This is a genomic window from Streptomyces sp. CGMCC 4.7035, assembly GCF_031583065.1.
Taxonomy (GTDB): Bacteria; Actinomycetota; Actinomycetes; order Streptomycetales; family Streptomycetaceae; genus Streptomyces; species Streptomyces yaanensis.
Genome location: NZ_CP134053.1, coordinates 1,933,924 through 1,959,292 on the forward strand (window position 1 = coordinate 1,933,924; position 25,369 = coordinate 1,959,292).

The window sequence follows — 25,369 nt, forward strand, 5'->3', positions numbered from 1 at the left end:
ACCCGTGGGGGTGACGGAGTTGTCCACAATCGCTGAGCCGTCCACCAAGATCCACTCGGTGGAGCCGGATGCGTGACGGTTGGCGCCGGAGGTGGTGCCGACATGAACACACATCAGGCACGCAGTGCACTCGGCAGGTATGGCGAGGAACTGGCCGCCCGGCGGATGACCGAGGCCGGGATGACGGTCCTGGAGCGCAACTGGCGCTGCGGCAGGAGCGGCGAGATCGACATCGTGGCCAGGGACGGTGATGTCCTGGTCGTCTGCGAGGTGAAGACCCGCCGCGGCGGCTGCTTCGAGCATCCGATGGCCGCCGTCACACCGGTCAAGGCAGGGCGGCTGCGCGATCTCGCCGAGCGCTGGATCCAGGCGCACGGCGGGGCACCACCGGGCGGGGTGCGCATCGACGTGGTCGGTGTCGTCCTGCCCGAGCGCGGCGCGGCCGTGCTCGAGCACGCGCGGGGGGTGGCCTGATGGGCTTCGCGCGTACGTGCTCCGTGGCGCTGGTCGGCGTCGAAGGCGTCGTGGTCGAGGTGCAGGCCGACCTCGAACCGGGCGTGGCGGCGTTCACGCTGGTCGGGCTGCCCGACAAGAGCCTGACGGAGAGCCGCGACCGAGTGCGGGCCGCGGTCGTCAACTCGGGCGGCGAGTGGCCGCAGAAGAAGCTCACGGTGGGGCTCAGCCCCGCGTCCGTACCGAAGGCCGGCAGCGGGTTCGACCTCGCTGTCGCCTGCGCGGTGCTCGGCGCCTCGGAGCGGATCGATCCGCGGGTGCTCGCGGACATCGTGATGATCGGCGAGCTGGGCCTGGACGGCCGGGTACGCCCCGTCCGGGGGATCCTTCCGGCGGTACTGGCCGCGGCGGACGCGGGCTACGAGCAGGTGGTCGTGCCGGAGTGCGCCGCCGCCGAGGCATCGCTGGTGCCCGGCGTGTCCGTGCTGGGCGTGCGCAGCCTGCGCCAGCTGATCGCCGTCCTCGCGGACGAGCCCGTGCCCGACGAAGAACCCGACGAGCAGGGCCGCCCGGATCCGCTCCTCGCCGGTCTGCGCGTACCGGGCACCGGCGCGGCCACCGGGATGCACAGCATGGGCGCCGCGCCCGACCAGGGCCATGACCTGGCCGACGTGGTGGGCCAGATCTCGGCGCGCACGGCGGTGGAGGTGGCCGCGGCGGGCGGGCACCACCTGTTCCTGGAAGGGCCGCCCGGTGCCGGGAAGACCATGCTCGCCGAGCGCCTGCCCGCCATCCTGCCCAGGCTCAGCCGCCAGGAGTCGCTGGAGGTCACCGCCGTGCACTCGGTGGCGGGACTGCTGCCACCCGGCAAGCCCCTGATCGACGTCGCCCCCTACTGCGCGCCGCACCACTCGGCCACCATGCAGGCGCTGGTCGGCGGCGGTCCCGGCGTCGCCCGTCCCGGCGCCGTGTCGCTCTCCCACCGCGGAATTCTCTTTCTTGACGAAACTCCCGAGTTCAGCAGCCATGCCCTTGACGCACTGCGGCAGCCCCTGGAGTCGGGGCACGTCGTGATCGCGCGCAGCGCGGGTGTCGTGCGGTTCCCGGCGAAGTTCCTGATGGTGCTCGCGGCCAACCCCTGTCCCTGCGGTCGCTTCTCCCAGCGCGACACCCTGTGCGAGTGTCCTCCCTCCGCGATCCGCCGCTACCAGGCCCGACTCTCCGGCCCGCTCCTGGACCGGGTCGACCTGCGCGTCGAGGTGGACCCGGTCACCCGCGCCGAACTCACCGAGCGCGGCGCCCGGGGCGAGTCCACCGCCACGGTCGCCGACCGGGTCCGCGAGGCCCGGGAGAGGACCGCGGCGCGTCTGGCGGGCACCCCCTGGCGGACCAACAGCGAGGTGCCGGGGAGGGAGCTGCGCAACCGCTGGTATGCCGCGAGCGGCGCGATGGACGAGGCCGAGCGCCATCTGGAGCGGGGCGTGCTGACGGCCCGGGGGCTCGACCGCGTGCTGCGTGTGGCCTGGACCGTCGCGGACCTCGTGGGCCACGACCGGCCGGGAGCGACGGACGTGGCCCTGGCGCTGCAGTTGCGCACCGGGGTTCCGCGGGGCGTGCCCATGGCCATCGGAGCGCCGGTATGAGCGGGCGCGGCGCCCCGGACGGTGAGCGCCTCGCCAGGATTTTCCTCAGCCGGGTCATCGAGCCCGGGGACGAGGTGGCGGGCCGCTGGCTGCGCGAACACGGCGCCGAGGAGGTGACCCGGCGGCTACGGGAGGGCGGCACGCGGCTGCCGGGGGTGACGGACAAGCGGTGGGCCGGGCTGCTGGCGCGGGCCGAACGGGCCGAACCGGAGCGGGACTGGGCCATGGCCCGGGAAGCAGGGGTGAGATTCGTGTGTCCCGGCGCGTCCGAGTGGCCCGCCCAGCTCGACGACCTCGGCGACACCCGGCCCGTCGGGCTCTGGGTGCGCGGGCGCCCCAGCCTGCGGATGTGGGCGCTGAGGTCCGTCGCGGTCGTGGGTGCGAGGGCCTGCACCGAGTACGGGGCGCATGTGGCAGCGACACTCGGCGCCGGGCTCGCGGAGCGCGGCTGGGTGGTCGTCTCCGGTGGCGCCTACGGTGTGGACGGGGCAGCTCACCGGGGCACCCTGGCGGCCGGCGGCGCCACCGTCGCCGTGCTGGCCTGCGGCGTCGACCGGCCCTACCCGCGCGGACACACCGAGTTGATCACCAGGATCGCGCACCAGGGGCTCGTCGTCGGGGAGTTACCGCCCGGCGACCACCCGACGCCCAGCAGATTCATCCTCAGAAACCGGGTGATCGCCGCCCTGACCCGGGGCACGGTGGTCGTCGAGGCGGCCTACCGTAGCGGCTCGCTGGTCACGGCACGCGCGGCGCAGCGGCTCGGCCGGTACACGATGGGCGTGCCCGGACCGGTCACCAGCGGACTCTCGGCGGGTGTGCACGAACTGCTGCGCGGGGACGCCGTCCTCGTCTCCGATGCCGCGGACGTCGTCGAACTGGTGGGAGAGATGGGCGAGCTCGCCCCGGACCGGCGCGGGCCCGTCCTGCCCCGCGATCTGCTCGACCCCGCCGCCGCCCGGGTGCTCGCCGCGCTGCCGGCCCGGGGCACGGCCGCGCAGGACGAGATCGCGCGCGGGGCGGGGACCACGGACGACGAGGCGGTCGCGAGACTGTACGAACTCCGATCACTTGGGTTCGTCGAACGACACGGCGACGGCTGGAAGTTGACACGCCAGGCGCTGACCTCCGTCCGGCAAGATCACGGTCAGTGCTGACAGAGCGTGTTCGTCCGTCCGGGCGATCCCCGACAGCCTTGGCATTTCCCTTAGTTGACGGCCCTCGACGGTCACACAGGGCTATGACCGTGGCATCGAAGGGGGCACCGCCGCACCCGTTCGCGCACGGGTGATCCCTTGCCCTTCGCGCACTGCGACACCACAGTCACGCTACGCTCACGAGGATTCCGACTCAGACAACCATCTCGACACCAGAGCGACAGCTCACTCAGGCATCCCCAGTTCACGGCAGAACGGCACAAGGCGACGAATGCCCCAGCACACCTCCGGGTCCGACCGGGCGGCGCTTCCCCCAGCCGCCCGTGACGGCGGCAGCGTGCGCCCGCCCGCTCCCTCGACGCTCGACGAGCTGTGGCGGTCGTACAAGCAGACGGGGGACGAGCGGTTGCGGGAGCAGCTGATCCTGCACTACTCGCCGTTGGTGAAGTACGTGGCGGGGCGGGTGAGTGTGGGGCTGCCGGCCAATGTGGAGCAGGCGGACTTCGTGTCGTCGGGGGTGTTCGGGCTGATCGACGCGATCGAGAAGTTCGACATCGACCGGGAGATCAAGTTCGAGACGTACGCGATCACCCGGATCCGGGGCGCGATGATCGACGAGCTGCGGGCACTGGACTGGATCCCACGGTCGGTACGGCAGAAGGCCCGCAGCGTGGAGCGGGCGTACGCGACGCTGGAGGCGAGGCTGCGGCGGACACCGTCCGAGGGGGAGGTGGCGGCGGAGATGGGGATCGGCGTGGAGGAGCTCCACGCCGTCTTCAGCCAGCTGTCGCTGGCGAACGTGGTGGCGCTGGAGGAGCTGCTGCACGTGGGGGGCGAGGGCGGCGACCGGCTGAGCCTGATGGACACCCTTGAGGACACCGCCGCGGACAACCCGGTGGAGGTTGCCGAGGACCGGGAGCTGCGGCGGTTCCTGGCGCGGGCGATCAACACGTTGCCCGAGCGGGAGAAGACCGTGGTCACGCTGTACTACTACGAGGGGCTCACGCTCGCCGAGATCGGCAATGTGCTGGGTGTGACCGAGAGCCGGGTGAGCCAGATCCACACGAAGTCGGTGCTGCAGCTGCGGGCGAAGCTGGCCGGTTTTGGACGCTGACCCGGGGCGGGCCGGGTGGGGTGTGCCGTCTGCGGCGTGATCCGCGTACGCCTCGGCCAGGTGGTGCGCCCCGTCGCGCGCGGGCCACCCGCGCCCCGGTGGGTGGAGTCCATGACTGGCGCGCGTGGCGGGAGTGGCTCCCGTCGGCGTCGGACCCTCCGTACAGTGGTTGCCGTGCCAAGGATTCGAGCGGCCTCCGTGGCCGAGCACCGGTCGATGCAGCGAGCCGCCCTGCTGGACGCGGCCCGGTCCCTCCTGTCCGAGGGTGGTACGGAGGCGCTGACGTTCCCGGCCCTCGCCGAGCGGACGGGCCTGGCGCGTTCCTCCGTGTACGAGTACTTCCGCTCCCGCGCCGCCGTCGTCGAGGAGCTGTGCGCGGTCGACTTCCCCGTCTGGGCGGCGGAGGTCGAGGCAGCGATGGCCGCGGCGAGCGGGCCCGCGGCGAAGATCGAGGCGTATGTGCGCCAACAGCTGGCCCTCGTGGGGGACCGGCGGCACCGGGCCGTGGTCGCCATCTCCGCGAGCGAGCTGGACGCCGGGGCGCGCGAGAAGATCCGTGCCGCGCACGGCGGTCTCGTCGCGATGATCGTCGAGGCGCTCGGTGAGATGGGACACCGCGAGCCACGGCTGGCCGCGATGCTGCTCCAGGGCGTGGTCGACGCGGCGGTGCGGCGCATCGAACTGGGCGCCGCGGAGGACCCGGCCGCCATCACCGAAGCGGCGGTCGCGATGGCCTTGCGGGGCGTCCGGGGCTGAGCGCTTCCCGAACGGTGCCGCCTGGAACCGGGATTCAACGCTCCCGGAGCCCGGAGCCCGGAGCCCGGAGCCCGGAGCCCGGAGCCCTGCGTAGAAGGCCGCCCGCCGCCTGGGCCGAGGGCTTCCGGAGGGTGGTGCCCGTGGCTGGCTGGGGGTGAGGGCTTGCGGAGGGCGGTGCCCGCGGCTTGGGCGAGCGCTCGGGCGTGCAGGGGATCCGGTGGCCGTACCGACCACCAGCGACTACGGCGCGGGCAACGGCACCCCGTCCACCCGTAGCAACCGCGACGGCCCCGCGCGCCGCAGCCATGGTGGCAGCAGGGACAGCGGGTCCAGATACTGCGCAGGCCCCAGTGCAGGCACGGTGTCGCGCAGTGCGCGGTCGGGGTTTCCAGTGCGCCCAGCACCTCGCCCGGCTCCACCGTGTCGCCCTTGCGTACCGACGCGCGTACGGGCTCGTACGTCGTCCGCAGCGGCGGGTCGCCCGTACCCGTCAGGTCGACGGAGATCACGCCCCGGCCCGCCACCCGGCCCGCGAAGACCACCCGGCCCGCCGCGACCGCCCGTACCCCATCGCCCCGAGCCGCCGCCAGGTCCACGCCCCGGTGGCCCGGCCCGTACGGAGTCGTCGGGGGGTCCCAGCCTCGTAGGACCGCGGGGTGAGTGCCCACGGGCCAGACCCGGGCGACCGCCGGTACCGGCGGGTCGGGGGCCGGTGCCGGTGCCGGTGGCGTGGCCGAATGCAGGCGTGCCGGCGTGCCCGCCCAAGCCACGGGGGCCAGGACGCTCACCGTCACCAGCAGCAGCACCGCAGGCCACGCCCGCACAGATCGTTTCGCTCGCATGCGAGAACCGTGCCGCACACCGGGCGATCACGGCCGGGATCTGTGGACAACCGCCCGGTTGTGGACAGCTGCGTCACTCGCCGCCCCGACGGTCCCGTACACTTCTTGTGGCGATCCGGGTCACCGGGTCGACTTCGCACGCCCCGATACCAGGCCATCACAGGCCGGTGTCAGCGCTCCTCGGTCCTTTGCGGCACGGCGCACCGCGGGCGTCAGGCGCGAGTGCCATCCGGCACCCGCGGCACAACCGAGAAACTCAAGGAGAACGGCCATGGCCGTCGTCACGATGCGGGAGCTGCTGGAGAGCGGCGTCCACTTCGGTCACCAGACCCGTCGCTGGAACCCGAAGATGAAGCGCTTCATCTTCACCGAGCGCAACGGCATCTACATCATCGACCTGCTCCAGTCGCTGTCGTACATCGACCGCGCCTACGAGTTCGTCAAGGAGACCGTTGCCCACGGCGGCACCGTCATGTTCGTCGGCACGAAGAAGCAGGCGCAGGAGGCCATCGCCGAGCAGGCCACCCGCGTCGGCATGCCGTACGTCAACCAGCGCTGGCTGGGCGGCATGCTCACCAACTTCTCGACCGTCTACAAGCGTCTGCAGCGCCTCAAGGAGCTCGAGCAGATCGACTTCGAGGACGTCGCGTCCTCCGGTCTGACGAAGAAGGAGCTCCTGGTCCTCTCCCGCGAGAAGGCCAAGCTGGAGAAGACCCTCGGCGGTATCCGCGAGATGCAGAAGGTGCCCAGCGCCGTCTGGATCGTGGACACCAAGAAGGAGCACATCGCGGTCGGTGAGGCCCGGAAGCTGAACATCCCGGTCGTCGCCATCCTCGACACCAACTGTGACCCCGACGAGGTCGACTACAAGATCCCGGGCAACGACGACGCGATCCGCTCCGTCACCCTACTCACCCGTGTGATCGCCGACGCCGTCGCCGAGGGCCTCATCGCCCGTTCCGGCGTCGCCGCCGAGGGCAAGGGCGAGAAGGCCGCGGGCGAGCCGCTCGCCGAGTGGGAGCGCGACCTGCTCGAGGGTGAGAAGAAGGCTGAGACCGAGGAGGCCGCCCCGGCCGCCGAGGCTCCGGCCACCGAGGCTCCGGCCGCCGAGGCTCCGGCCGCCGAGGCTCCGGCCGCCGAGGCCGCCGAGGCCGTCGAGGCTCCGGCCGCCGAGGGCGAGCAGGCCTGACCCTCTGGGCCGTTCGGCTGAAGTGACGGCGGGCGGCGCCGACCGCGCCACCCGCCGTTCACCCGCAGCCATTAGATCTTCGTAGCCCGTAGATCTTTGGCGGCGGCCCGCCCGAACCCGCGGCCGCCGCCGACTTCGAGACTTCGAACTCCGAGAAGAGATTCACAGATCATGGCGAACTACACCGCCGCCGACGTCAAGAAGCTCCGTGAGCTCACCGGCGCCGGCATGATGGACTGCAAGAAGGCGCTGGACGAGGCCGATGGCAACGTCGAGAAGGCCGTCGAGGAGCTCCGCATCAAGGGCCAGAAGGGCGTCGCCAAGCGCGAGGGCCGCTCCGCCGAGAACGGCGCCGTGGTCTCCATCATCGCCGACGACAACTCCTCCGGTGTCCTCGTCGAGCTGAAGTGCGAGACGGACTTCGTCGCCAAGGGCGAGAAGTTCCAGGCCGTCGCCACGGCGATCGCCGAGCATGTCGCCAAGACCTCCCCGGCCGACCTCGAGGCCCTGCTCGCCTCCGAGATCGAGGCCGGCAAGACCGTCCAGGCGTTCGTCGACGAGGCCAACGCCAACCTGGGTGAGAAGATCGTCCTGGACCGCTTCGCGCAGTTCGCCGACGGCTTCGTGACGGCGTACATGCACCGCACCATGCCCGACCTGCCGCCGCAGATCGGTGTCCTGGTCGAGCTGGACAAGCCGAACGCCGAGGTCGCCAAGGGCGTCGCCCAGCACATCGCCGCCTTCGCGCCGAAGTACCTCTCCAAGGAGGACGTCCCGGCCGAGGTCGTCGAGTCCGAGCGCCGCATCGCCGAGGAGACCACCCGCGCCGAGGGCAAGCCCGAGGCCGCGATCGCCAAGATCGTCGAGGGTCGTCTCAACGGCTTCTTCAAGGACGCGACGCTGCTCGGCCAGCCGTACGCGCTCGACAACAAGAAGTCCGTCCAGAAGGTTCTGGACGAGGCGGGTGTCACCCTGAAGCGCTTCTCGCGCATCAAGGTCGGCATCTGAGTCCGTACCGCGATCGACGCTTGACCCCGATAGGGTCGACAGCAGTCGTTCGGGTACGCCGCCCCGCACGCGCGCGTGGCGGACGACAGCAGATCTGACGAGGAGGCCATTGCCGCGCATGGGATGCGAAACACGCCCCCACCGGCAATGGCCTTCTTCGTATGTGCGACACGTAAAAGAGGCGGGATCTCCATGACCACCAATGCCGGGAAGAGCGATGACGGCAAAGTACGCGGCCGGTTTCTGCTGAAGCTGTCCGGAGAGGCGTTCTCCGGAGGCACCGGACTCGGCGTCGACCCGGACGTGGTGCACGCCATCGCCCGTGAGATCGCGGCCGTGGTGCGCGACGGATCCCAGGTCGCCGTCGTCATCGGCGGCGGCAACTTCTTCCGTGGCGCCGAACTCCAGCAGCGCGGCATGGACCGGGCCCGCTCCGACTACATGGGCATGCTAGGTACGGTCATGAACTGCCTCGCCCTCCAGGACTTCCTGGAGAAGGAGGGCATCGACTCGCGCGTGCAGACCGCCATCACCATGGGGCAGGTCGCCGAGCCGTACATCCCACTGCGCGCCGTGCGCCACCTGGAGAAGGGCCGCGTGGTCATCTTCGGCGCCGGTATGGGCATGCCGTACTTCTCCACCGACACGACCGCCGCCCAGCGCGCCCTGGAGATCGATGCCGAGGCGCTGCTCATGGGCAAGAACGGCGTGGACGGGGTGTACGACTCCGACCCGAAGACCAACCCCGAGGCCGTCAAGTTCGACTCGCTCAGCTACGGCGAGGTCATCACCCGTGACCTCAAGGTCGCCGACATGACCGCGATCACGCTGTGCCGGGACAACAAGCTGCCCATCCTGGTCTTCGAGCTCCTGGCGGAGGGCAATATCGCACGGGCCGTCAAGGGTGAGAAGATCGGCACACTCGTGGGTGACCAAGGCAGCCGGGACTGACCGGAGCTCGACCCGTCCGGGGGTGAACCCCGTCCGGGCGACGGACCCTGACCGGGGGATGGACAATGTCCTACCGGTCCGGAACCGTTCAGGAAGAAGACGCGACGCAGCCGGCCGCAGACCGACGAGTGACAGCTGCCGGGCCTACTCAAGACACGCAGGAGCAAGTGGTGATCGAAGAGACCCTCCTCGAGGCCGAGGAGAAGATGGAGAAGGCCGTCGTGGTCGCCAAGGAGGACTTCGCCGCGATCCGCACCGGCCGTGCGCACCCGGCGATGTTCAACAAGATCGTGGCCGACTACTACGGTGCGCCGACACCGATCAACCAGCTGGCCTCGTTCTCGGTGCCGGAACCGCGCATGGCCGTGGTGACGCCGTTCGACAAGAGCGCGCTGCGCAACATCGAACAGGCGATCCGCGACTCCGACCTGGGCGTCAACCCGAGCAATGACGGCAACATCATCCGCGTGGTGTTCCCCGAGCTGACCGAGGAGCGCCGCCGCGACTACATCAAGGTCGCCAAGGGCAAGGGTGAGGACGCCAAGGTCTCGATCCGCTCCGTGCGCCGCAAGGCCAAGGACGCCATCGACAAGCTGATCAAGGACGGCGAGGTCGGCGAGGACGAGGGCCGCCGTGCGGAGAAGGAGCTCGACGACACCACCGCGAAGTACGTCGCACAGGTGGACGAGCTGCTCAAGCACAAGGAAGCGGAGCTGCTCGAGGTCTGATGAACGATTCTTCCTGGGGGGCGCCGCAACAGACCGGGTACTGGGGGCCTACCGACCAGGGGCCCGTCCAGGGCGCCGGTCCGGCGGGTCCCGCGTACGATGCGCATGACGCCCAGCAGACTCGCCCCATGCCCATCGTGCCCGAGGTACCCGCACACGGCGGAGACCAGGATGACGACCGGGGGGCCGCTCGGCTGAGTGGCCCCTTGTTCCGCGACGAGACGCCGCAGGCGCCGTCCCCCTGGGCGGCGTCGCAGAATCCGGAGCCCATGCCCGACGCCCCGCAGCCGGCGCCCGCACCGCAGAAGAAGAGCGCGGGCCGTGACCTGGGCGCGGCCATAGGCGTCGGCGTCGGGCTCGGCGTCGTGATCGTCGCGTCGTTGTTCATCGTCAAGGCCGTGTTCGTCGGCGTCATAGCGGTCGCCGTCGTGGTGGGCCTGTGGGAGCTGACGAAGCGGCTGGAGGAGCGCAAGGGCATCAAGGCGCCCCTCGTGCCGCTGGCGGTCGGCGGTGCGGCGATGGTCGTCGCCGGGTACGTGCGGGGCGCCGAGGGCGCCTGGGTGGCGATGGCACTCACCGCGCTCGCGGCCCTGGTCTGGCGCATGACGGAGCCGCCGGACGGCTATCTCAAGGACGTCACGGCAGGCGTCTTCGCGGCCTTCTACGTGCCGTTCCTGGCTACGTTCGTCGCCATGATGCTGACGGCCGACGACGGCCCGAAGCGCGTCCTGACCTTCCTCCTGCTGACGGTCGTGTCCGACACGGGCGCGTACGCCGTCGGCTGGCGTTTCGGCAAGCACAAACTCGCCCCGCGCATCAGCCCCGGCAAGACCCGCGAGGGCCTCGTCGGTGCGGTCGCCTTCGCGATGGTGGCGGGCGCGCTGTGCATGCAGTTCCTGATCGACGGCGGCTCGTGGTGGCAGGGGCTCCTGCTGGGCCTCGCGGTCGCGGTCAGCGCCACGCTCGGCGACCTCGGCGAATCCATGATCAAGCGCGACCTCGGCATCAAGGACATGGGCACGCTGCTGCCGGGCCACGGCGGCATCATGGACCGCCTGGACTCGCTTCTGCCGACGGCTCCGGTGGTGTGGCTGCTGCTGGTGCTGTTCGTGGGCTCCGGCTGACCGGTCCGCCCACGCTGTGTTGAGCAGCCCCCGCTCCTGGTGAGTGGGGGCTCACGCATGTTGTCCCAATGACTCCCCGATGACTCCCAATGACATCGGGCAGACGAGGCATGGTCTTCACGACACCGGACGCGGACGCCGGACGCCGGTCCGCGCCTCGCGGGGACGGATCTGGTGCACCTGCGCTGGGACCGCATTGACCAGATGATCGTCTTCGCGGGGGACATCAAGCCGTTCCCGTGAGCACGGCCGGTCCCGCGCTCCGGAGGAGGGGACGCGCGTCGGCCCGTTCCGGGCCGTCCGGGTCACCCGACCGGATCTGCGACACTGGTACAGCCATGCCTAAGCCCGGAGAACTCACTTTCGTCGCCCCGCGCGGAGCCAAGAAGCCCCCGCGGCACCTCGCCGACCTCTCGCCCGCCGAGCGGAAAGCGGTCGTGGCCGAGATCGGCGAGAAGCCGTTCCGTGCCAAGCAGCTCTCGCAGCACTACTTCGCGCGGTACGCGCACGACCCGGCGGAGTGGACCGACATCCCCGCCTCCTCCCGCGCCAAACTTCAGGAAGCGCTGCTTCCGGAGCTGATGACGGTCGTGCGGCATCTGTCGACCGATCAGGACACGACGCGCAAGACGCTGTGGCGGCTGTTCGACGGCACGCTCGTCGAGTCCGTGCTCATGCGTTATCCGGACCGGGTCACCATGTGCATCAGCTCACAGGCCGGCTGTGGCATGAACTGCCCGTTCTGCGCCACCGGGCAGGCCGGCCTCGACCGCAACCTGTCCACCGCCGAGATCGTGCACCAGATCGTGGACGGCATGCGGGCGCTGCGCGACGGAGAGATCCCCGGCGGTCCGACGCGACTGTCCAACATCGTCTTCATGGGCATGGGTGAGCCCCTCGCCAACTACAAGCGCGTCGTCGGTGCGATCCGTGCTCTCACGGATCCCGCGCCGGACGGCCTCGGGCTCTCGCAGCGCGGTATCACGGTGTCGACCGTCGGTCTTGTGCCGGCCATCCACCGCTTCGCCGACGAGGGCTTCAAATGCCGCCTCGCCATCTCCCTGCACGCGCCGGACGACGAGCTGCGCGACACCCTCGTACCGGTCAACACCCGGTGGAAGGTGCGCGAGGTCCTCGACGCCGGCTTCGAGTACGCCGAGAAGTCCGGGCGGCGGCTGTCCATCGAGTACGCGCTGATCCGGGACATCAACGACCAGGCGTGGCGCGGCGACCGGCTCGGCCGGCTGCTCAAGGGCAAGCCCGTGCACGTCAATCTGATCCCGCTGAACCCGACGCCCGGTTCCAAGTGGACCGCCTCGCGGCCCGAGGACGAGAAGGCGTTCGTGGAAGCCATCGCCGCCCACGGCGTGCCGGTCACCATCCGGGACACCCGGGGCCAGGAGATCGACGGAGCCTGTGGACAGCTGGCGGCCAGCGAGCGGTAGGGCGGTAGTCTGAGCCCGGTAGGCACATCTTCATACATCTTCATATTCCGACAGGGGAGCGCCACAGCGCTGAGAGTGCGGTATCGACCGCAGACCCTCTGAACCTCGCCCAGGTCATTCTGGGTAGGAAGTTCGGTCTCAACTCAAGCTGTTGCGCCCTGCCCGGGATCCCTTCGGGGCTTCCGGGCAGGGCCGCGTCTCTTCCTGGTCACTTCCAGGAGGAATTCAGTGAGCATCACCGGTAAGCAGTTCGCGGCCGTGGTCGTCGGGCTGGGCATGGTCACGCTGTCCGCGTGCGGGTCGTCCGGCTCCGCCGACGGGAGCGGCGGCGACTCGAAGACCGTGACCCTCGTCAGCCACAACTCATGGGCCGCTTCCAAGAGCGTCATCTCGGCGTTCGAGAAGGAGTCCGGCTACACCGTCAAGGTCCTCGAGGACGGTGACGCGGGCCAGGCCGTCAACAAGGCGATCCTGACCAAGGACAACCCGCAGGGCGACGTCTTCTTCGGCGTCGACAACACGCTGCTGTCCCGGGCGCTCGACAATGGGCTGTTCCAGCCGTACGAGGCCAAGGGGCTCGACCAGGTCGGCGCCCAGTACCAGCTCGACAAGGACAAGCACCGGGTCACGCCGATCGACTACGGCGACATCTGCGTCAACTACGACAAGAAGTACTTCGCCGACCACAAGCTGACCCCGCCGGCGTCCTTCGACGACCTCGTCAAGCCGGCGTACAAGAACCTCCTCGTCACCGAGAACGCGTCCACCTCCTCGCCCGGCCTCGGCTTCCTCCTCGGTACCGCCGCGAAGTACGGCGACAGCGGCTGGCCGGATTACTGGAAGAAGCTCAAGGCCAACGGCGTGAAGGTGGTCGACGGCTGGGAGCAGGCGTACAACCAGGAGTTCTCCGGTTCCGCGGGCGGGAAGAAGGCCAAGGGCGAGCGGCCGCTCGTCGTCTCCTACGCCTCCTCGCCGCCCGCCGAGGTCATCTACGCCGACCCGAAGCCCAAGACCGCGCCGACCGGCGTCGCGACCGGCACCTGCTTCCGCCAGATCGAGTTCGCGGGCCTGCTGAGCAACGCTCACAACACCAAGGGCGGCAAGGCGTTCATCGACTTCCTGATCAGCAAGAGGTTCCAGGAGGACATGCCGCTCAACATGTACGTCTACCCGGTGGTCGAGGGGGCCAAGGTGCCCGCCGAGTTCACCGCGTACGGGCCCGCAGCCAAGGACCCCGAGACCATGGCCCCCGCCAAGGTTGCCGCCAACCGTGACCAGTGGGTCAAGTCGTGGACGTCGCTCGTACTGAAGTAGGGCCCGGGGCGGAAGCCGAACCCGGTGCCGAGGTGAAGCCCGGGGCTGAAGCAAAGCCCCGGGCCCTCACGAAGGTCTCCCGGGGGAGCGCGACGCGGCTCGGGCTCATGGCCCTGCCCGTCGCGTTCTTCGCGGTCTTCTTCGCCTACCCCGTCGCCGCGATCGTCGCGCGCGGTCTCCACGTCGACGGGGTGTGGCGCCTCGGGCGCGTCGCGGATGTGCTCGCACAGTCCGACATCCGCCACGTGCTGTGGTTCACGACCTGGCAGGCGCTGGCCTCGACCGCCCTCACGCTGCTGGTCGCGCTCCCCGGCGCCTACGTCTTCGCGCGCTACGACTTCCCTGGCAAGCAGGTGCTGCGCGCGGTCGTCACCGTCCCGTTCGTGCTGCCGACGGTCGTCGTCGGCACGGCGTTCCTGGCCCTCGTGGGCCGCGGCGGACTCCTCGACGACCTGTGGGGCATACGGCTCGACACGACCGTATGGGCCATCCTGCTCGCCCACGTCTTCTTCAACTACGCGGTCGTCGTCCGCACGGTCGGCGGCCTGTGGGCGCAGCTCGACCCGCGCCAGGAGGAGGCCGCCCGCGTGCTCGGCGCCTCCCGCTTCACGGCGTGGCGTACGGTGACGCTGCCCGCGCTGAGTCCGGCCGTGGCCGCGGCCGCGCTGATGGTGTTCCTGTTCACCTTCACCTCGTTCGGCGTGGTGCAGATCCTCGGCGGCCCCACCTTCTCCACGCTGGAGGTCGAGATCTACCGGCAGACGTCGGAGATCTTCGACCTGTCCACGGCCGCCGTGCTGACGATCGTCCAGTTCTTGGCGGTGGGCGCCATCCTTGTGGTGCACGCCTGGACCGTGCGCCGCCGGGAGAGCGCGCTGCGGCTGGTCGACGCCTCCCTCACGGCGCGCAGGCCGCGCGGGGCGGGCCAGTGGGCGCTGCTCGGCTCGGTCCTCGCCACCGTCGCCGCCCTGCTGGTGCTGCCGCTGGCCGTACTCGTCCAACGTTCGCTCGACGCGCCCGGGTTCGCGTACTACAAGGCGCTGACGCACGACGGCGGCGGCATCTTCCTCGTCCCGCCGATCGACGCGATCGGCAACTCCCTCCGGTACGCCGTCGCCGCCACGCTCATCGCCGTGCTGATCGGCTCACTCGCCGCCGCGGCCCTCGCCCGCAGGGACGCCGGCCGACTCGTGAGGGGCTTCGACGCGCTGCTCATGCTGCCGCTGGGCGTGTCCGCCGTGACGGTCGGCTTCGGATTCCTGATCTCCCTCGACAAGCCGCCGCTGGACCTGCGCGGTTCCTGGTTCCTGGTGCCGCTCGCCCAGGCGCTGGTGGGCGCCCCCTTCGTCGTACGCACCATGCTGCCCGTCCTGCGGGCCGTGGATGAGCGGCTGCGGGAGGCGGCGGCCGTGCTGGGGGCGTCACCGTGGCGGGTGTGGCGGGAGGTCGATCTGCCGATCGTGCGGCGGGCGCTGCTGATCGCGGCCGGATTCGCGTTCGCCGTGTCGCTGGGCGAGTTCGGGGCGACTGTATTCATCGCGCGGCCGGACAATCCGACGCTGCCGGTCGCGGTGGCACGGCTGCTCGGTCGGCCCGGTGACCTCAACTACGGCCAGGCGATGGCGCTTTCGACGATTCTGATGGTGGTGTGCGCGGTGGCTCTGCTGGTCCTGGAACGGCTGCGCACGGATCGGACGGGGGAGTTCTGACGATGCTCAGGCTTGAGGGCGCGACCGTGCGCTTCGCGGGGCGCGCCGCCGCGCTCGACGGAGTCGACCTCGACGTCGCCGAGCACGAGATCGTGTGCGTGCTCGGGCCGAGCGGCAGCGGCAAGTCGACACTGCTGCGGGCCGTGGCCGGGCTGCAACCCCTCGACGCGGGACGGATGTTCCTCGACGGCCGGGACCTGGCCGGGGTGCCCGCGCACCGGCGCGGGGTCGGGTTGATGTTCCAGGACCACCAGCTGTTCCCGCAGCGGGACGTGGGCGGGAACGTCGCCTTCGGGCCGCGTATGCACGGGGCCGCGCGCGCCGAGCAGGACGTGCGCGTACGGGAGTTGCTCGACCTGGTCGGGCTGCCGGGGGCGGCGCGCCGGGCCGTCGCCGCCCTCTCCGGCGGCGAGCAGCAGCGCGTCGCGCTCGCCCGCGCCCTCGCGCCCCGGCCGCGACTGCTGATGCTGGACGAACCGCTGGGCCAGCTCGACCGGTCGCTGCGCGAGCGCCTGGTCGTCGAACTGAGGGATCTGTTCGGGCGATTGGGCACGACCGTGCTCGCGGTCACCCATGACCAGGGTGAGGCCTTCGCGCTGGCCGACCGGGTCGTCGTGATGCGAAACGGGCGGATCGCCCAGTCCGGTACGCCTCTTGAGGTGTGGCAGCGGCCCGCCGACGCGTTCGTGGCGCGTTTCCTCGGCTTCGACAACGTGGTGGAGGCGACCGTCGCCGGACAGGCCGCGGACACACCCTGGGGCAAACTCCCGGTCCCGGAAGGCTCCCCGCAGGGGCCCGGCACGCTGCTCGTCCGGCCCGCCGGCGTACGGCTCGTGGACGCGTCCGAGGGTCTGCGCTGCACCGTGGCCGCACGCACCTTCCGCGGCACCCATGTCGCCGTACGCCTCCAGCCGGAGGGGGCGCCCGCGCTGGAGGCGGCGTGTGCGCTGCGGGCGGCGCCGGAGCCGGGGGACGAGGTCGGGGTCGTGTTCGACGCAGCCGAAATCGTGGTGCTCGGGGGCGCTGCCGGCGTCTGAGCGCTCCGCTGGAAGTCCGGCACCGCCTGCGGGTGCGTCGTGGCTGGTCGCTCCCCCAAGTTATCGGCTTCGCTCGAACAGGGGGGACCCCCATCGCGGCGGAGCCGCACATCGATACAGCCCCGCGCCCCTTCGGGGTGCTGCCGAACCGCAAGCGCGGCCCGCTGACGGCGGTCCTGCTCGCGTTCTACCGCCGACTTCCCATCGACGGCCGCAGTTGGCGGTACGGGGCGAACGCGGGCTGCTGGATTTCTGGCTGGAGCGGGCCTCGTTCGGGTGAGCGATGGGCAGCGAGCGGTGCGTGGTGAACGGGGTTCCACCTGTGTGGCACAACGGCCAACGGCCCGCCCCCGAAAGGGGCGGGCCGTTGGCCGTACGGACCGTGCCGGAGCGTCAGTCGGACTTCGACGCGCCGCGGCGGCGCATGCCGAAGAACACCGCGCCACCGCCGATGACGACCAGGGCGCCGGCGACACCGGCGATCATGGGCGTGGCGGAGCTGGCACCGGTCTCGGCCAGGTTCGAGGTACCGGCCGCGGGCGAGGGGGAGTTGTCCCCGCTGGTGCCGGGGGCCGTGCTGCCCGACGCCGACGGGGTGGCGGACGACGAGGACGGCGTCTGGGAGGGCTTCGGGGTCACCGAGGCCGAGGGGGTGGTCGAGGCCGACGGGGTCGTCTCCGTCGTCGTGCAGGCCTTGGACGGGGTGGTCAGGAGCGAGAGGTCCGCATTGACCTTGCCGCTGTTGGCGTTGATATGGACGCGGTACTGGGCGCCCGGGGCCCAGTCCTCGGAGAACGTGACGATGGCGCCCTCCTTGGTGCCGGTGACCGTCTGCTCGCCGACCTTCTTCGCGTCCGCCCCGTTCGACTCGAGGTAGACCGATACGGTCGCCTCCTTGCCCGAGGCGTCCTGGTCGGTGACGGTGATGACGCCCTTGCCGTTGTTGCCGCAGGACGCGGCGGCCGAGAAGTCACCGATCTTGCAGGCGAACGCGTTGCCGGCGACGCCGAGCGCGAGCGCGGCGGTGGCAGAGGCGACGCCCAGGATGCGCACCGATCGTGCGGTGCGGGAAGATATGGACACGATTGCCCTTCACGGGATGCGCAACTGCGGGGGGTTCCGGGGACGTTGTGACAAACAACAGCGTCCCCACCAGACCCACAGGTCTATAAGCGGTGGCTGAACGCTGTCAACGCCGATGTCCGGCATGCCGGATGTCTTTGCCCGGACATTAACCATCGACGCGTTTGAGCTGGGCCGAAGCCTGCTCAACCCCTCGCAGCCGCATCCTCGTTCATCTGTACGAGCTCAGCCCTGCACCGCCGCCGGGTCCATCCACATGACCTCCCAGGTGTGGCCGTCCAGGTCGTCGAAGGCGCGGCCGTACATGTGGCCGTAGTCCTGCGTCTCGCCGGTCGCCGTGCCGCCCGCCGAGATCGCCCCGTCGACCAACTCGTCGACCTTCGCGCGGCTTTCGGCGCTCAGACAGAGCAGCACTTCGCTGGTCCTCGTGGCGTCCGCGATCTGCTTCTTCGTGAAGTCGGCGTAGCGCTGCTTGCTCAGCAGCATCGCGATGATGGTGTCGCTGATGACGACGCAGGCGCAGTCGTCCGTCGTGAACTGCGGGTTGATCGTGTAGCCCAGCTCCGTGAAGAACTTCTTCGACGCGTCGACGTCGGAGACGGGAAGGTTCACGAAGATCATCTGCTGGTACATGGGCGGTTTCTCCCGGTGGTGTGGTGAGCTGTACGGAGAGATGGACCCCGTGGCGGCGCGGAACTCATCGGTGGCGGGGGGACTTTTTTTCGTGGTGCCTCTCCTGCCGTCTCTCAGCCCGCCAACGGCATCGCCGCCAGTTCCGCGACCGCCCACGTCAGCGGCACGAACACCGCGACCAGAGCGCCCACGCGCAGCAGCGCCGCGGTGCGCAGCGCGGTGGCCGGCGCACCCAGCCGCACCAGTGCGGCGACCGTGTCGGCGCGCGCCTGCTTCGCCTCGACCGCGGCCGTCGCCAGCGTCGCGAGCGTGCAGCCCGCCACGAGCACCGCACCCAGCGTCGTGAGCGGCCCGACCGACGCGCCCGCACCGGCGTACGCCGCCGCGGCGTACGTCGCCGATGCCACCGCGCACACCACCCCGAGCGGCCGCCCGATCCGCCGTGCCTCCTCCTGAAGGCCGCGCCCGGCGAGCAACCGCACGGCACCGGGGCGCACGGCCTGCAGCAGCCAGCCGCACAGGTGCGCGATCGTGGGCGCGGCCAGCGCCAGCCCCAGCGCGGTCAGTGCCCAGCCCGCCGGCACCCCGGCGGGCCCGCTCACCAGACCGCCCGGCAGATGGGGCCCCGGTGCGGGGCCCGAGCGGCTCGCGTACGTCTCGACGGCCAGCCCCCCGGCGAACGCGGCCACGCCCCACGGCAGGCCGCCCGGTGCGGGCGGGGGAGCGGCGGGCCGGTCCGGCACCGGGATCCCGTCCGGGAGGTCGGCACCGCGTCCGTCCAGGGTGTCGTCGGCGCCGGAGCCGGCCTGGGGGGTGTCCTTCCGCCGCCCGGCGCGGCGCGGACGTCCCTCCTTCGGGCGCAGGGCGAGCGCGCCGGCCAGGGACGCGGCCAGGGGCACCAGCGCGAGCAGTGTGAGCGCCGCGGGCAGCGGCAGTGACCAGTCCACGGCGAGGAACTCCGCCGACCTGCCGCCGAACGGAATCCCCGTGAGATCGCCGCGCAGATACAGGAAGACCACCAGTGCCAGCAGCGAGCCGAGTGTGGTGGACAGGGCGGTGGTCACCGCCGAGTACGCCATCAGCCGGCCCGGTCCGAGGCCGATCGCCGCGAGCCCGGAGCGGGGGCGGGTGCCCGGGTCCGTGCGGGCGACGGCGACCGCGAAGTACACGGTGGCGGCGATCGGCGCGAGGCACCACACCAGCCGCAGCACCGAGCCGGCCGAGGCCTCCGGGTGCCCCATCGCGTACCCCAGCGTGCACAGCAGCAGGAAGCCCGTGCCCGCCGAAGCCGCGGCGACCGACAGGCGGCGGAGCTGGACGAGGGGGTGGGCCCCGCGGGCTAGACGGAGAGCGAGCACGCGGCCCGGCCTTCCGTCTCGGGCACCGGAGGCAGATGGACGTTGTTCACGCGCCGCCCGTCCAGCAGGGACACGGTGCGGTCGGCGAGCGCCGCGGTGTCCGGGTCGTGCGTGGCCAGGACGACCGTGATGCCGTGGGATCGGGCCGCCGTGGCGAGTGTGCGCAGCACCTGGGTGCGGTCGGCACGGTACAGCGGGGCCGTCGGCTCGTCCGCGAACAGCACGGTCGGGCCGGAGGCGATCGCCCGGGCGATGGCGACCCGCTGCCGCTCGGCCTGGAGCAGTTCGCAGGGGCGCTTGCGGGCGCAGTCGCCGATGTCGAGGCGCTCCAGCCACTCCAGGGCGGCGGTCTTGGCCCGGCGGCGGCTCGTGCCGCGCAGCATCAGCGGCAGGGCGGCGTTCTCCCAGGCGTTCAGCTCGGGGACGAGGAGGGGCACCGGGTCGATCCAGCCGAAGCGGTCGCGGCGCAGCCGTTCGCGGGTGAGCGGGCCCATGGTGTGCACGGGGGTGCTGTTGAACCAGACCTCGCCCTGCTGGATGGGGAGCAGACCGGCCAGGCACTGGAGCAGGGTCGTCTTGCCGCTGCCGCGCGGGCCGGTGACGGCCAGGATCTCGCCCTCGCGCACACCGAGCGAGACGCCGCCCAGCGCGGGCGATCCGTTGTGCTGGAAGTGCAGGGCGCGTGCCCAGAGCACGTCGTTGTCCGGCGGGGCCACCATCGCGTACACCTCGGTTCAGATCCGTTTTCCCGTGCCGTTCCCCCATCCGGGGGACCCGTTCGGGGGAACGAAGACAGGGCCGATCGGTCACTCACGCTAGGCAGACGGCGACGCCGGCCCCGACAGCAAACGGCCCCGGGCCGCCGTTTCTCACTCGAACGGGCGGCACGGGGCCGTAGCTGATCAGTCAGGAGGAAGATCTGAGCGAAGCTCGCGGCCTCGGACGGCTCAGAGCTTCGTCCACGCCTCCGTCAGCGTCGCGCGCAGGATCTGCTCGATCTCGTCGAAGGTCTCCTGGTTGGAGATCAGCGGCGGAGCGAGCTGGACGACCGGGTCGCCGCGGTCGTCGGCACGGCAGTACAGGCCGTTCTCGAACAGGGCCTTGGACAGGAAGCCGTACAGGACGCGCTCGGTCTCCTCCTCGTTGAAGGACTCCTTGGTCGCCTTGTCCTTGACCAGCTCGATGCCGTAGAAGAAGCCGTTGCCGCGGACGTCGCCGACGATCGGCAGGTCGTGCAGCTTCTGGAGGGTCGACAGGAACGCGCCCTCGTTGTCGAGCACGTGCTGGTTGAGACCCTCGCGCTCGAACAGGTCGAGGTTGGCGAGACCCACCGCGGCCGACACCGGGTGGCCGCCGAAGGTGTAGCCGTGCAGGAAGGTGTTGTCGCCCTTGTAGAACGGCTCGGCGATGCGGTCGGAGATGATGCACGCGCCGATCGGGGAGTAGCCCGAGGTCATGCCCTTGGCACAGGTGATCATGTCCGGGACGTAGCCGAACTTGTCGCAGGCGAACATCGTGCCCAGGCGGCCGAAGGCGCAGATGACCTCGTCCGAGACCAGCAGGACGTCGTACTTGTCGCAGATCTCGCGGACCCGCTGGAAGTAGCCGGGCGGGGGCGGGAAGCAGCCGCCGGCGTTCTGCACCGGCTCCAGGAAGACCGCGGCGACGGTGTCCGGGCCCTCGAAGAGGATCTGCTGCTCGATCTGGTCGGCGGCCCAGCGGCCGAAGGCCTCGGGGTCGTCGCCGAAGATCGGGGCGCGGTAGATGTTGGTGTTCGGGACCTTGTGCGCGCCCGGGACCAGCGGCTCGAAGGGGGCCTTCAGGCCCGGCAGGCCGGTGATGGACAGGGCGCCCTGCGGGGTGCCGTGGTAGGCGACCGCACGCGAGATGACCTTGTACTTGGTGGGCTTGCCGACCAGCTTGAAGTACTGCTTGGCGAGCTTCCAGGCGGTCTCGACCGCCTCGCCGCCGCCCGTGGTGAAGAAGACCTTGTTGAGGTCGCCGGGCGCGTAGTCGGCGAGCCGCTCCGCGAGCTCGACGGCCTTCGGGTGGGCGTAGGACCACACCGGGAAGAACGCCAGCTCCTGCGCCTGCTTGAGGGCCGTCTCGGCCAGCTCGGTGCGGCCGTGGCCCGCCTGGACCACGAACAGACCGGCGAGACCGTCGAGGTAGCGCTTGCCCTTGTCGTCGTAGATGTAGGTGCCCTCACCCCGGACGATGGTGGGAACGGGCGCGTTCTCGTACGAGGACATGCGGGTGAAGTGCATCCACAGGTGGTCGTACGCGGTCTTGCTGAGGTCCTTGGTACTCACGGCTATCGGGTCCTCACGGTTATCGGGTTCCCCACATGTAGGTCTGCTTCTTGAGCTTGAGGTAGACGAAGCTCTCGGTGGAGCGCACTCCGGGGAGGGCCCGGATGCGTTTGTTGATGACGTCCAGCAGGTGGTCGTCGTCCTCGCAGACGATCTCCACCATCAGGTCGAACGAGCCTGCGGTCATCACCACGTACTCGCATTCGGGCATGTCGGTCAGCGCGTCGGCGACGGGGTCCAGATCGCCCTCGACGTTGATCCCGACCATCGCCTGTCGGCGGAAGCCCACGGTGAGCGGGTCCGTGACGGCGACGATCTGCATCACGCCCTGGTCGAGCAGCTTCTGGACGCGCTGGCGCACGGCCGCCTCGGAGAGGCCGACGGCCTTGCCGATGGCGGCGTACGGCCGGCGGCCGTCCTCCTGGAGCTGTTCGATGATGGCGAGGGAGACGGCGTCCAACTGGGGACTGCCGTTCCTGGACTCGCGGGAGTCCCTCTGGTCTGCGCTTCGACTGGCCACGACCTCACTGTGCACGACGTCTCGATAGTTCCGCAAGGCCAGATCGATGAAATTCGTTGTTTACGTGAGGGATGTCTGCGGATTTCGCAGCTATGACGCAATCGAGGGTGTTGAAAACGTGGGGCCACGGACTAGGGTGGGTGTCTCAGTCATTGGACACCCGAACTTGGAGGGCCGGCAGTGAGCACCGAGCTGCGTCGTCTGCGCAACTACATCGACGGCGAATTCCGTGACGCCGCCGACGGACGGACCACCGAGGTGGTCAACCCCGCGACCGGCGAGGCGTACGCGACCGCCCCGCTGTCCGGGCAGGCGGACGTCGACGCCGCGATGGCGGCCGCGGCCGCGGCCTTCCCGGCGTGGCGCGACACCACGCCCGCCGAGCGCCAGAAGGCCCTCCTCAAGATCGCGGACGCGTTCGAGGAGCGCGCCGAGGACTTGATCGCGGCCGAGGTCGAGAACACCGGCAAGCCGATCGGGCTGACCCGGTCGGAGGAGATCCCGCCGATGGTCGACCAGATCCGCTTCTTCGCGGGCGCGGCCCGTATGCTCGAGGGCCGCTCGGCCGGCGAGTACATGGAGGGGATGACCTCGATCATCCGCCGTGAGCCGGTCGGCGTGTGCGCGCAGGTCGCGCCGTGGAACTACCCGATGATGATGGCCGTGTGGAAGTTCGCCCCGGCGATCGCCGCGGGCAACACGGTCGTCCTGAAGCCGTCGGACACCACCCCGGCGTCCACGGTCCTGATCGCCGACATCATCGGCTCGATCCTGCCCAAGGGCGTCTTCAACGTGATCACCGGCGACCGCGAGACGGGCCGTCTGATGGTCGAGCACCCGACCCCGGCCATGGCCTCCATCACCGGTTCCGTACGCGCCGGCATGTCCGTCGCCGAGTCCGCGGCCAAGGACCTCAAGCGTGTCCACCTGGAGCTGGGCGGCAAGGCGCCGGTCGTCGTCTTCGAGGACACCGACATCGCCAAGGCCGTCGAGGACATCTCGGTGGCGGGCTTCTTCAACGCCGGCCAGGACTGTACGGCCGCCACCCGCGTCCTCGTCCACGAGTCCATCCACGACGAGTTCGTGGCCGCGCTCGCCAAGGCGGCGTCCGAGACCAAGACCGGCCAGCCGGACGACGAGGACGTGCTGTACGGCCCCCTCAACAACCCGAACCAGCTCAAGCAGGTCTCCGGCTTCATCGAGCGCCTGCCCGCGCACGCCAAGGTCGAGGCCGGCGGCCACCAGGTCGGCGAGAAGGGCTACTTCTACGCGCCGACCGTCGTCTCGGGCCTCCAGCAGGACGACGAGATCATCCAGAAGGAGGTCTTCGGCCCGGTCATCACGGTCCAGTCCTTCGCGGACGAGGCCCAGGCGATCGAGTGGGCGAACGGCGTCGAGTACGCCCTCGCCTCCTCGGTGTGGACGAAGGACCACTCCCGCGCGATGCGCCTGTCCAAGGCGCTCGACTTCGGCTGCGTGTGGATCAACACCCACATTCCGCTGGTCGCGGAGATGCCGCACGGCGGCTTCAAGAAGTCCGGTTACGGCAAGGACCTGTCGGCGTACGGCTTCGACGACTACACGCGGATCAAGCACGTGATGACGTCGCTCGACGCGTAGGCCTCCGGCGGTTCTGCGGATGCCCGCGACCCCGGGCGGGAACTCCCGTCCGGGGTCGCGGGCGTTTGTGCAACTTCCTTGCATCTGAGGGGAGTTGACAAGATGTCGGTTTCTCGCCGGGCCGCTCGACGGGGCGTCGATTGTCCGGCCACGGGAACGGGCGGCATGCTGCCGGGGTGCACCGGACACCGAAGACGACGATTCCCTCCCGCCGTTCCCTGCTGCGCGCCCTCGGTGGCGGCGCGGTGTTCGGTGCGCTCGCCGGCTGCGGCGTGCCCGCCGCGTATGTCGCACCGGGCGACCGGGCCGGCGCCGACACATCCGCCCGGGACAAGCGGCTGACCTGGGCGAACTGGCCCCTGTACATCGACACGGACGACAAGAACCCGAACCGGCGGCCGACGCTGGAGGCGTTCGGGAAGCGCACCGGCATCAAGGTCGACTACGTCGAGGAGATCAACGACAACGACGAGTTCTTCGGGAAGATCAGCCCCGCGCTGCTCAACCACCAGTCCACCGGCCGCGATCTGATCGTCATCAGCGACTGGATGTGCGCGCGGTTCGTACGCCTCGGCTGGGTGCAGGAGATGGACCGGGCCCGGCAGCCCAACGTCACCAAGTACCTGGACCCGCTGCTGCGTTCACCCGCGTTCGACCCGGGCCGCGCGTACAGCGTGCCGTGGCAGTCCGGGATCACCGGCATCGCGTACAACCGCCGTGCGCTGGGCCGCGAGATACGGCAGGTCTCCGACCTGTGGGCGGGCGACCTGAAGGGCCGGGTGACGCTGCTGTCCGGCCTGGACGAGGCGTTCGCGCTGCTGATGCAGGGCAACGGGGTCGACATCACGCGGTGGACCGGTGACGACTTCCACAGCGTCTGCGACCAGGTGGAGGAACAGGTGCGGCGCGGGCAGATCCGGCGCTTCACCGGCAACGACTACATCAAGGACCTGTCCAACGGTGACGTGCTGGCCTGCCAGGCGTACTCCGGTGATGTGATCCAACTCCAGGCGGACGACCCGGACATCGAGTTCGTCGTCCCCGAGGAGGGCGCCGAGCTGTGGTCCGAGTCGCTGATGATCCCCAACCTGGCCCGCCACAAGGCCAACGCCGAGCGGCTGATCGACTACTACTACGACCCCGAGGTCGCCGCCGAGCTGGCCGCGTGGGTCAACTACGTCTGCCCGGTCCCGGCCGCGCGGGACGTCCTCGCCTCGTCCGACGATCCGGACACCGCCGCCCTGGCCGAGGACCCGCTGATCTTTCCGGACGCCGGGATGCGCCGACGTCTCGCGATCGCACGGGACATCACGTCCGGGGAACGGGTGGAATTCGCCAGACGGTGGAACGCGATCGTGGGGCTCTGAGCCGAC

The 25,369-nt window shown here is 70.5% G+C and carries 22 protein-coding genes and 2 pseudogenes; 17 read left to right on the forward strand and 7 right to left on the reverse strand.

Annotated elements, in window-relative coordinates; all coding sequences use genetic code 11:
* Positions 1–72: 72 nt before the first annotated feature.
* The 5 genes from Q2K21_RS08165 (at position 73) to Q2K21_RS08185 (ending at position 5,123) form a co-directional block, all read left to right on the forward strand.
* The gene (locus Q2K21_RS08165) at positions 73–474 is read left to right on the forward strand and encodes a YraN family protein (protein WP_310768170.1); all 402 of its coding nucleotides are present in this window, start codon (positions 73–75) and stop codon (positions 472–474) included.
* On the forward strand, positions 474–2,096 hold the full coding sequence (locus Q2K21_RS08170) for a YifB family Mg chelatase-like AAA ATPase (RefSeq protein ID WP_310768172.1): 1,623 nt from the start codon (positions 474–476) through the stop codon (positions 2,094–2,096). Before Q2K21_RS08165 ends, Q2K21_RS08170 begins: the two co-directional genes overlap by 1 nt.
* Positions 2,093–3,253 (forward strand): DNA-processing protein DprA, encoded by a 1,161-nt coding sequence (gene dprA / locus Q2K21_RS08175; protein ID WP_310768174.1) that lies wholly within the window; start codon positions 2,093–2,095, stop codon positions 3,251–3,253. Before Q2K21_RS08170 ends, dprA begins: the two co-directional genes overlap by 4 nt.
* Positions 3,254–3,524: 271 nt before the next feature.
* Positions 3,525–4,367: an RNA polymerase sigma factor WhiG gene (gene whiG, locus Q2K21_RS08180; protein WP_310768177.1), complete on the forward strand. Its 843-nt coding sequence runs from the start codon at positions 3,525–3,527 to the stop codon at positions 4,365–4,367.
* Positions 4,368–4,565: 198 nt separating this feature from the next.
* Complete coding sequence (locus Q2K21_RS08185; protein WP_310780706.1) at positions 4,566–5,123, forward strand: TetR/AcrR family transcriptional regulator; 558 nt, start codon at positions 4,566–4,568, stop codon at positions 5,121–5,123.
* 240 nt (positions 5,124–5,363) lie between these two features.
* Here the strand turns inward: Q2K21_RS08185 and Q2K21_RS08190 are convergent.
* Positions 5,364–5,965 (reverse strand): annotated as a pseudogene (locus Q2K21_RS08190) (murein hydrolase activator EnvC family protein).
* A 271-nt stretch (positions 5,966–6,236) separates the two neighbouring features.
* Here Q2K21_RS08190 and rpsB point away from each other — a divergent pair.
* The 10 genes and pseudogenes from rpsB to Q2K21_RS08235 all read left to right on the forward strand — a co-directional run bounded on the left by rpsB (position 6,237) and on the right by Q2K21_RS08235 (position 16,470).
* Entirely contained in the window at positions 6,237–7,154 is a 918-nt protein-coding gene (rpsB, locus tag Q2K21_RS08195; protein ID WP_310768179.1) for a 30S ribosomal protein S2, read from the forward strand.
* 171 nt (positions 7,155–7,325) lie between these two features.
* Entirely contained in the window at positions 7,326–8,162 is an 837-nt protein-coding gene (tsf, locus tag Q2K21_RS08200) for a translation elongation factor Ts (RefSeq protein WP_310768181.1), read from the forward strand.
* 192 nt (positions 8,163–8,354) lie between these two features.
* A complete protein-coding gene (gene pyrH, locus Q2K21_RS08205; RefSeq protein ID WP_310768183.1) occupies positions 8,355–9,113 on the forward strand; it encodes a UMP kinase in 759 nt (252 codons plus the stop codon).
* Positions 9,114–9,283: 170 nt separating this feature from the next.
* Complete coding sequence (frr, locus tag Q2K21_RS08210; RefSeq protein WP_145867003.1) at positions 9,284–9,841, forward strand: ribosome recycling factor; 558 nt, start codon at positions 9,284–9,286, stop codon at positions 9,839–9,841.
* Positions 9,841–10,965, forward strand: coding sequence for a phosphatidate cytidylyltransferase (locus tag Q2K21_RS08215; protein ID WP_310768188.1), 1,125 nt, complete (start codon positions 9,841–9,843; stop codon positions 10,963–10,965). The genes frr and Q2K21_RS08215 overlap by 1 nt, the downstream gene beginning before the upstream one ends.
* Positions 10,966–11,100: 135 nt before the next feature.
* A pseudogene (locus Q2K21_RS35715) lies at positions 11,101–11,208 on the forward strand (nuclear transport factor 2 family protein); the annotation flags it as partial.
* Between the two features lie 95 nt (positions 11,209–11,303).
* Positions 11,304–12,410, forward strand: coding sequence for a dual-specificity RNA methyltransferase RlmN (gene rlmN / locus Q2K21_RS08220; RefSeq protein WP_310768190.1), 1,107 nt, complete (start codon positions 11,304–11,306; stop codon positions 12,408–12,410).
* 276 nt (positions 12,411–12,686) lie between these two features.
* Positions 12,687–13,724 carry a thiamine ABC transporter substrate-binding protein gene (locus tag Q2K21_RS08225; RefSeq protein ID WP_310780710.1) on the forward strand — a complete coding sequence of 346 codons (1,038 nt, stop codon included), beginning with the start codon at positions 12,687–12,689 and terminating at the stop codon, positions 13,722–13,724.
* A complete protein-coding gene (locus Q2K21_RS08230) occupies positions 13,700–15,433 on the forward strand; it encodes an ABC transporter permease (protein ID WP_386276015.1) in 1,734 nt (577 codons plus the stop codon). Before Q2K21_RS08225 ends, Q2K21_RS08230 begins: the two co-directional genes overlap by 25 nt.
* A gap of 2 nt (positions 15,434–15,435) precedes the next feature.
* Positions 15,436–16,470: an ABC transporter ATP-binding protein gene (locus tag Q2K21_RS08235; RefSeq protein WP_310768196.1), complete on the forward strand. Its 1,035-nt coding sequence runs from the start codon at positions 15,436–15,438 to the stop codon at positions 16,468–16,470.
* Between the two features lie 393 nt (positions 16,471–16,863).
* Here the strand turns inward: Q2K21_RS08235 and Q2K21_RS08240 are convergent, their stop codons facing one another.
* The 6 genes from Q2K21_RS08240 to Q2K21_RS08265 all read right to left on the reverse strand — a co-directional run bounded on the left by Q2K21_RS08240 (position 16,864) and on the right by Q2K21_RS08265 (position 22,391).
* A complete protein-coding gene (locus tag Q2K21_RS08240; RefSeq protein WP_310768198.1) occupies positions 16,864–17,553 on the reverse strand; it encodes an LAETG motif-containing sortase-dependent surface protein in 690 nt (229 codons plus the stop codon).
* Between the two features lie 225 nt (positions 17,554–17,778).
* Entirely contained in the window at positions 17,779–18,186 is a 408-nt protein-coding gene (locus Q2K21_RS08245; protein WP_310768200.1) for a VOC family protein, read from the reverse strand.
* A gap of 113 nt (positions 18,187–18,299) precedes the next feature.
* Complete coding sequence (locus tag Q2K21_RS08250) at positions 18,300–19,544, reverse strand: hypothetical protein (RefSeq protein ID WP_310768202.1); 1,245 nt, start codon at positions 19,542–19,544, stop codon at positions 18,300–18,302.
* Positions 19,526–20,263 carry an ABC transporter ATP-binding protein gene (locus Q2K21_RS08255; RefSeq protein WP_310768204.1) on the reverse strand — a complete coding sequence of 246 codons (738 nt, stop codon included), beginning with the start codon at positions 20,261–20,263 and terminating at the stop codon, positions 19,526–19,528. Before Q2K21_RS08255 ends, Q2K21_RS08250 begins: the two co-directional genes overlap by 19 nt.
* 228 nt (positions 20,264–20,491) lie before the next feature.
* Positions 20,492–21,856, reverse strand: coding sequence for an aspartate aminotransferase family protein (locus Q2K21_RS08260; protein ID WP_310768207.1), 1,365 nt, complete (start codon positions 21,854–21,856; stop codon positions 20,492–20,494).
* 19 nt (positions 21,857–21,875) lie between these two features.
* Positions 21,876–22,391 carry an Lrp/AsnC family transcriptional regulator gene (locus Q2K21_RS08265; protein ID WP_310768209.1) on the reverse strand — a complete coding sequence of 172 codons (516 nt, stop codon included), beginning with the start codon at positions 22,389–22,391 and terminating at the stop codon, positions 21,876–21,878.
* A 165-nt stretch (positions 22,392–22,556) separates the two neighbouring features.
* Between Q2K21_RS08265 and Q2K21_RS08270 the strand changes: the two genes are divergently transcribed.
* Together Q2K21_RS08270 and Q2K21_RS08275 are read left to right on the forward strand one after the other, a co-directional pair.
* Entirely contained in the window at positions 22,557–23,996 is a 1,440-nt protein-coding gene (locus Q2K21_RS08270) for a gamma-aminobutyraldehyde dehydrogenase (protein ID WP_310768211.1), read from the forward strand.
* Positions 23,997–24,172: 176 nt separating this feature from the next.
* Positions 24,173–25,363: an ABC transporter substrate-binding protein gene (locus Q2K21_RS08275; protein WP_310768213.1), complete on the forward strand. Its 1,191-nt coding sequence runs from the start codon at positions 24,173–24,175 to the stop codon at positions 25,361–25,363.
* The last annotated feature ends 6 nt before the right edge of the window (positions 25,364–25,369 follow it).

What these genes read in the sequence shown, in the direction of transcription:
- Q2K21_RS08255 (WP_310768204.1), bottom strand. Translation starts at nt 20,263, where the DNA reads ATGGTGGCCCCGCCGGACAACGACGTGCTCTGGGCACGCGCCCTGCAC.
- Q2K21_RS08225 (WP_310780710.1), top strand. Translation starts at nt 12,687, where the DNA reads ATGGTCACGCTGTCCGCGTGCGGGTCGTCCGGCTCCGCCGACGGGAGC.
- rpsB (WP_310768179.1), top strand. Translation starts at nt 6,237, where the DNA reads ATGGCCGTCGTCACGATGCGGGAGCTGCTGGAGAGCGGCGTCCACTTC.
- Q2K21_RS08170 (WP_310768172.1), top strand. Translation starts at nt 474, where the DNA reads ATGGGCTTCGCGCGTACGTGCTCCGTGGCGCTGGTCGGCGTCGAAGGC.
- pyrH (WP_310768183.1), top strand. Translation starts at nt 8,355, where the DNA reads ATGACCACCAATGCCGGGAAGAGCGATGACGGCAAAGTACGCGGCCGG.
- Q2K21_RS08245 (WP_310768200.1), bottom strand. Translation starts at nt 18,186, where the DNA reads ATGTACCAGCAGATGATCTTCGTGAACCTTCCCGTCTCCGACGTCGAC.
- Q2K21_RS08235 (WP_310768196.1), top strand. Translation starts at nt 15,436, where the DNA reads ATGCTCAGGCTTGAGGGCGCGACCGTGCGCTTCGCGGGGCGCGCCGCC.
- rlmN (WP_310768190.1), top strand. Translation starts at nt 11,304, where the DNA reads ATGCCTAAGCCCGGAGAACTCACTTTCGTCGCCCCGCGCGGAGCCAAG.
- tsf (WP_310768181.1), top strand. Translation starts at nt 7,326, where the DNA reads ATGGCGAACTACACCGCCGCCGACGTCAAGAAGCTCCGTGAGCTCACC.
- Q2K21_RS08215 (WP_310768188.1), top strand. Translation starts at nt 9,841, where the DNA reads ATGAACGATTCTTCCTGGGGGGCGCCGCAACAGACCGGGTACTGGGGG.
- dprA (WP_310768174.1), top strand. Translation starts at nt 2,093, where the DNA reads ATGAGCGGGCGCGGCGCCCCGGACGGTGAGCGCCTCGCCAGGATTTTC.
- whiG (WP_310768177.1), top strand. Translation starts at nt 3,525, where the DNA reads ATGCCCCAGCACACCTCCGGGTCCGACCGGGCGGCGCTTCCCCCAGCC.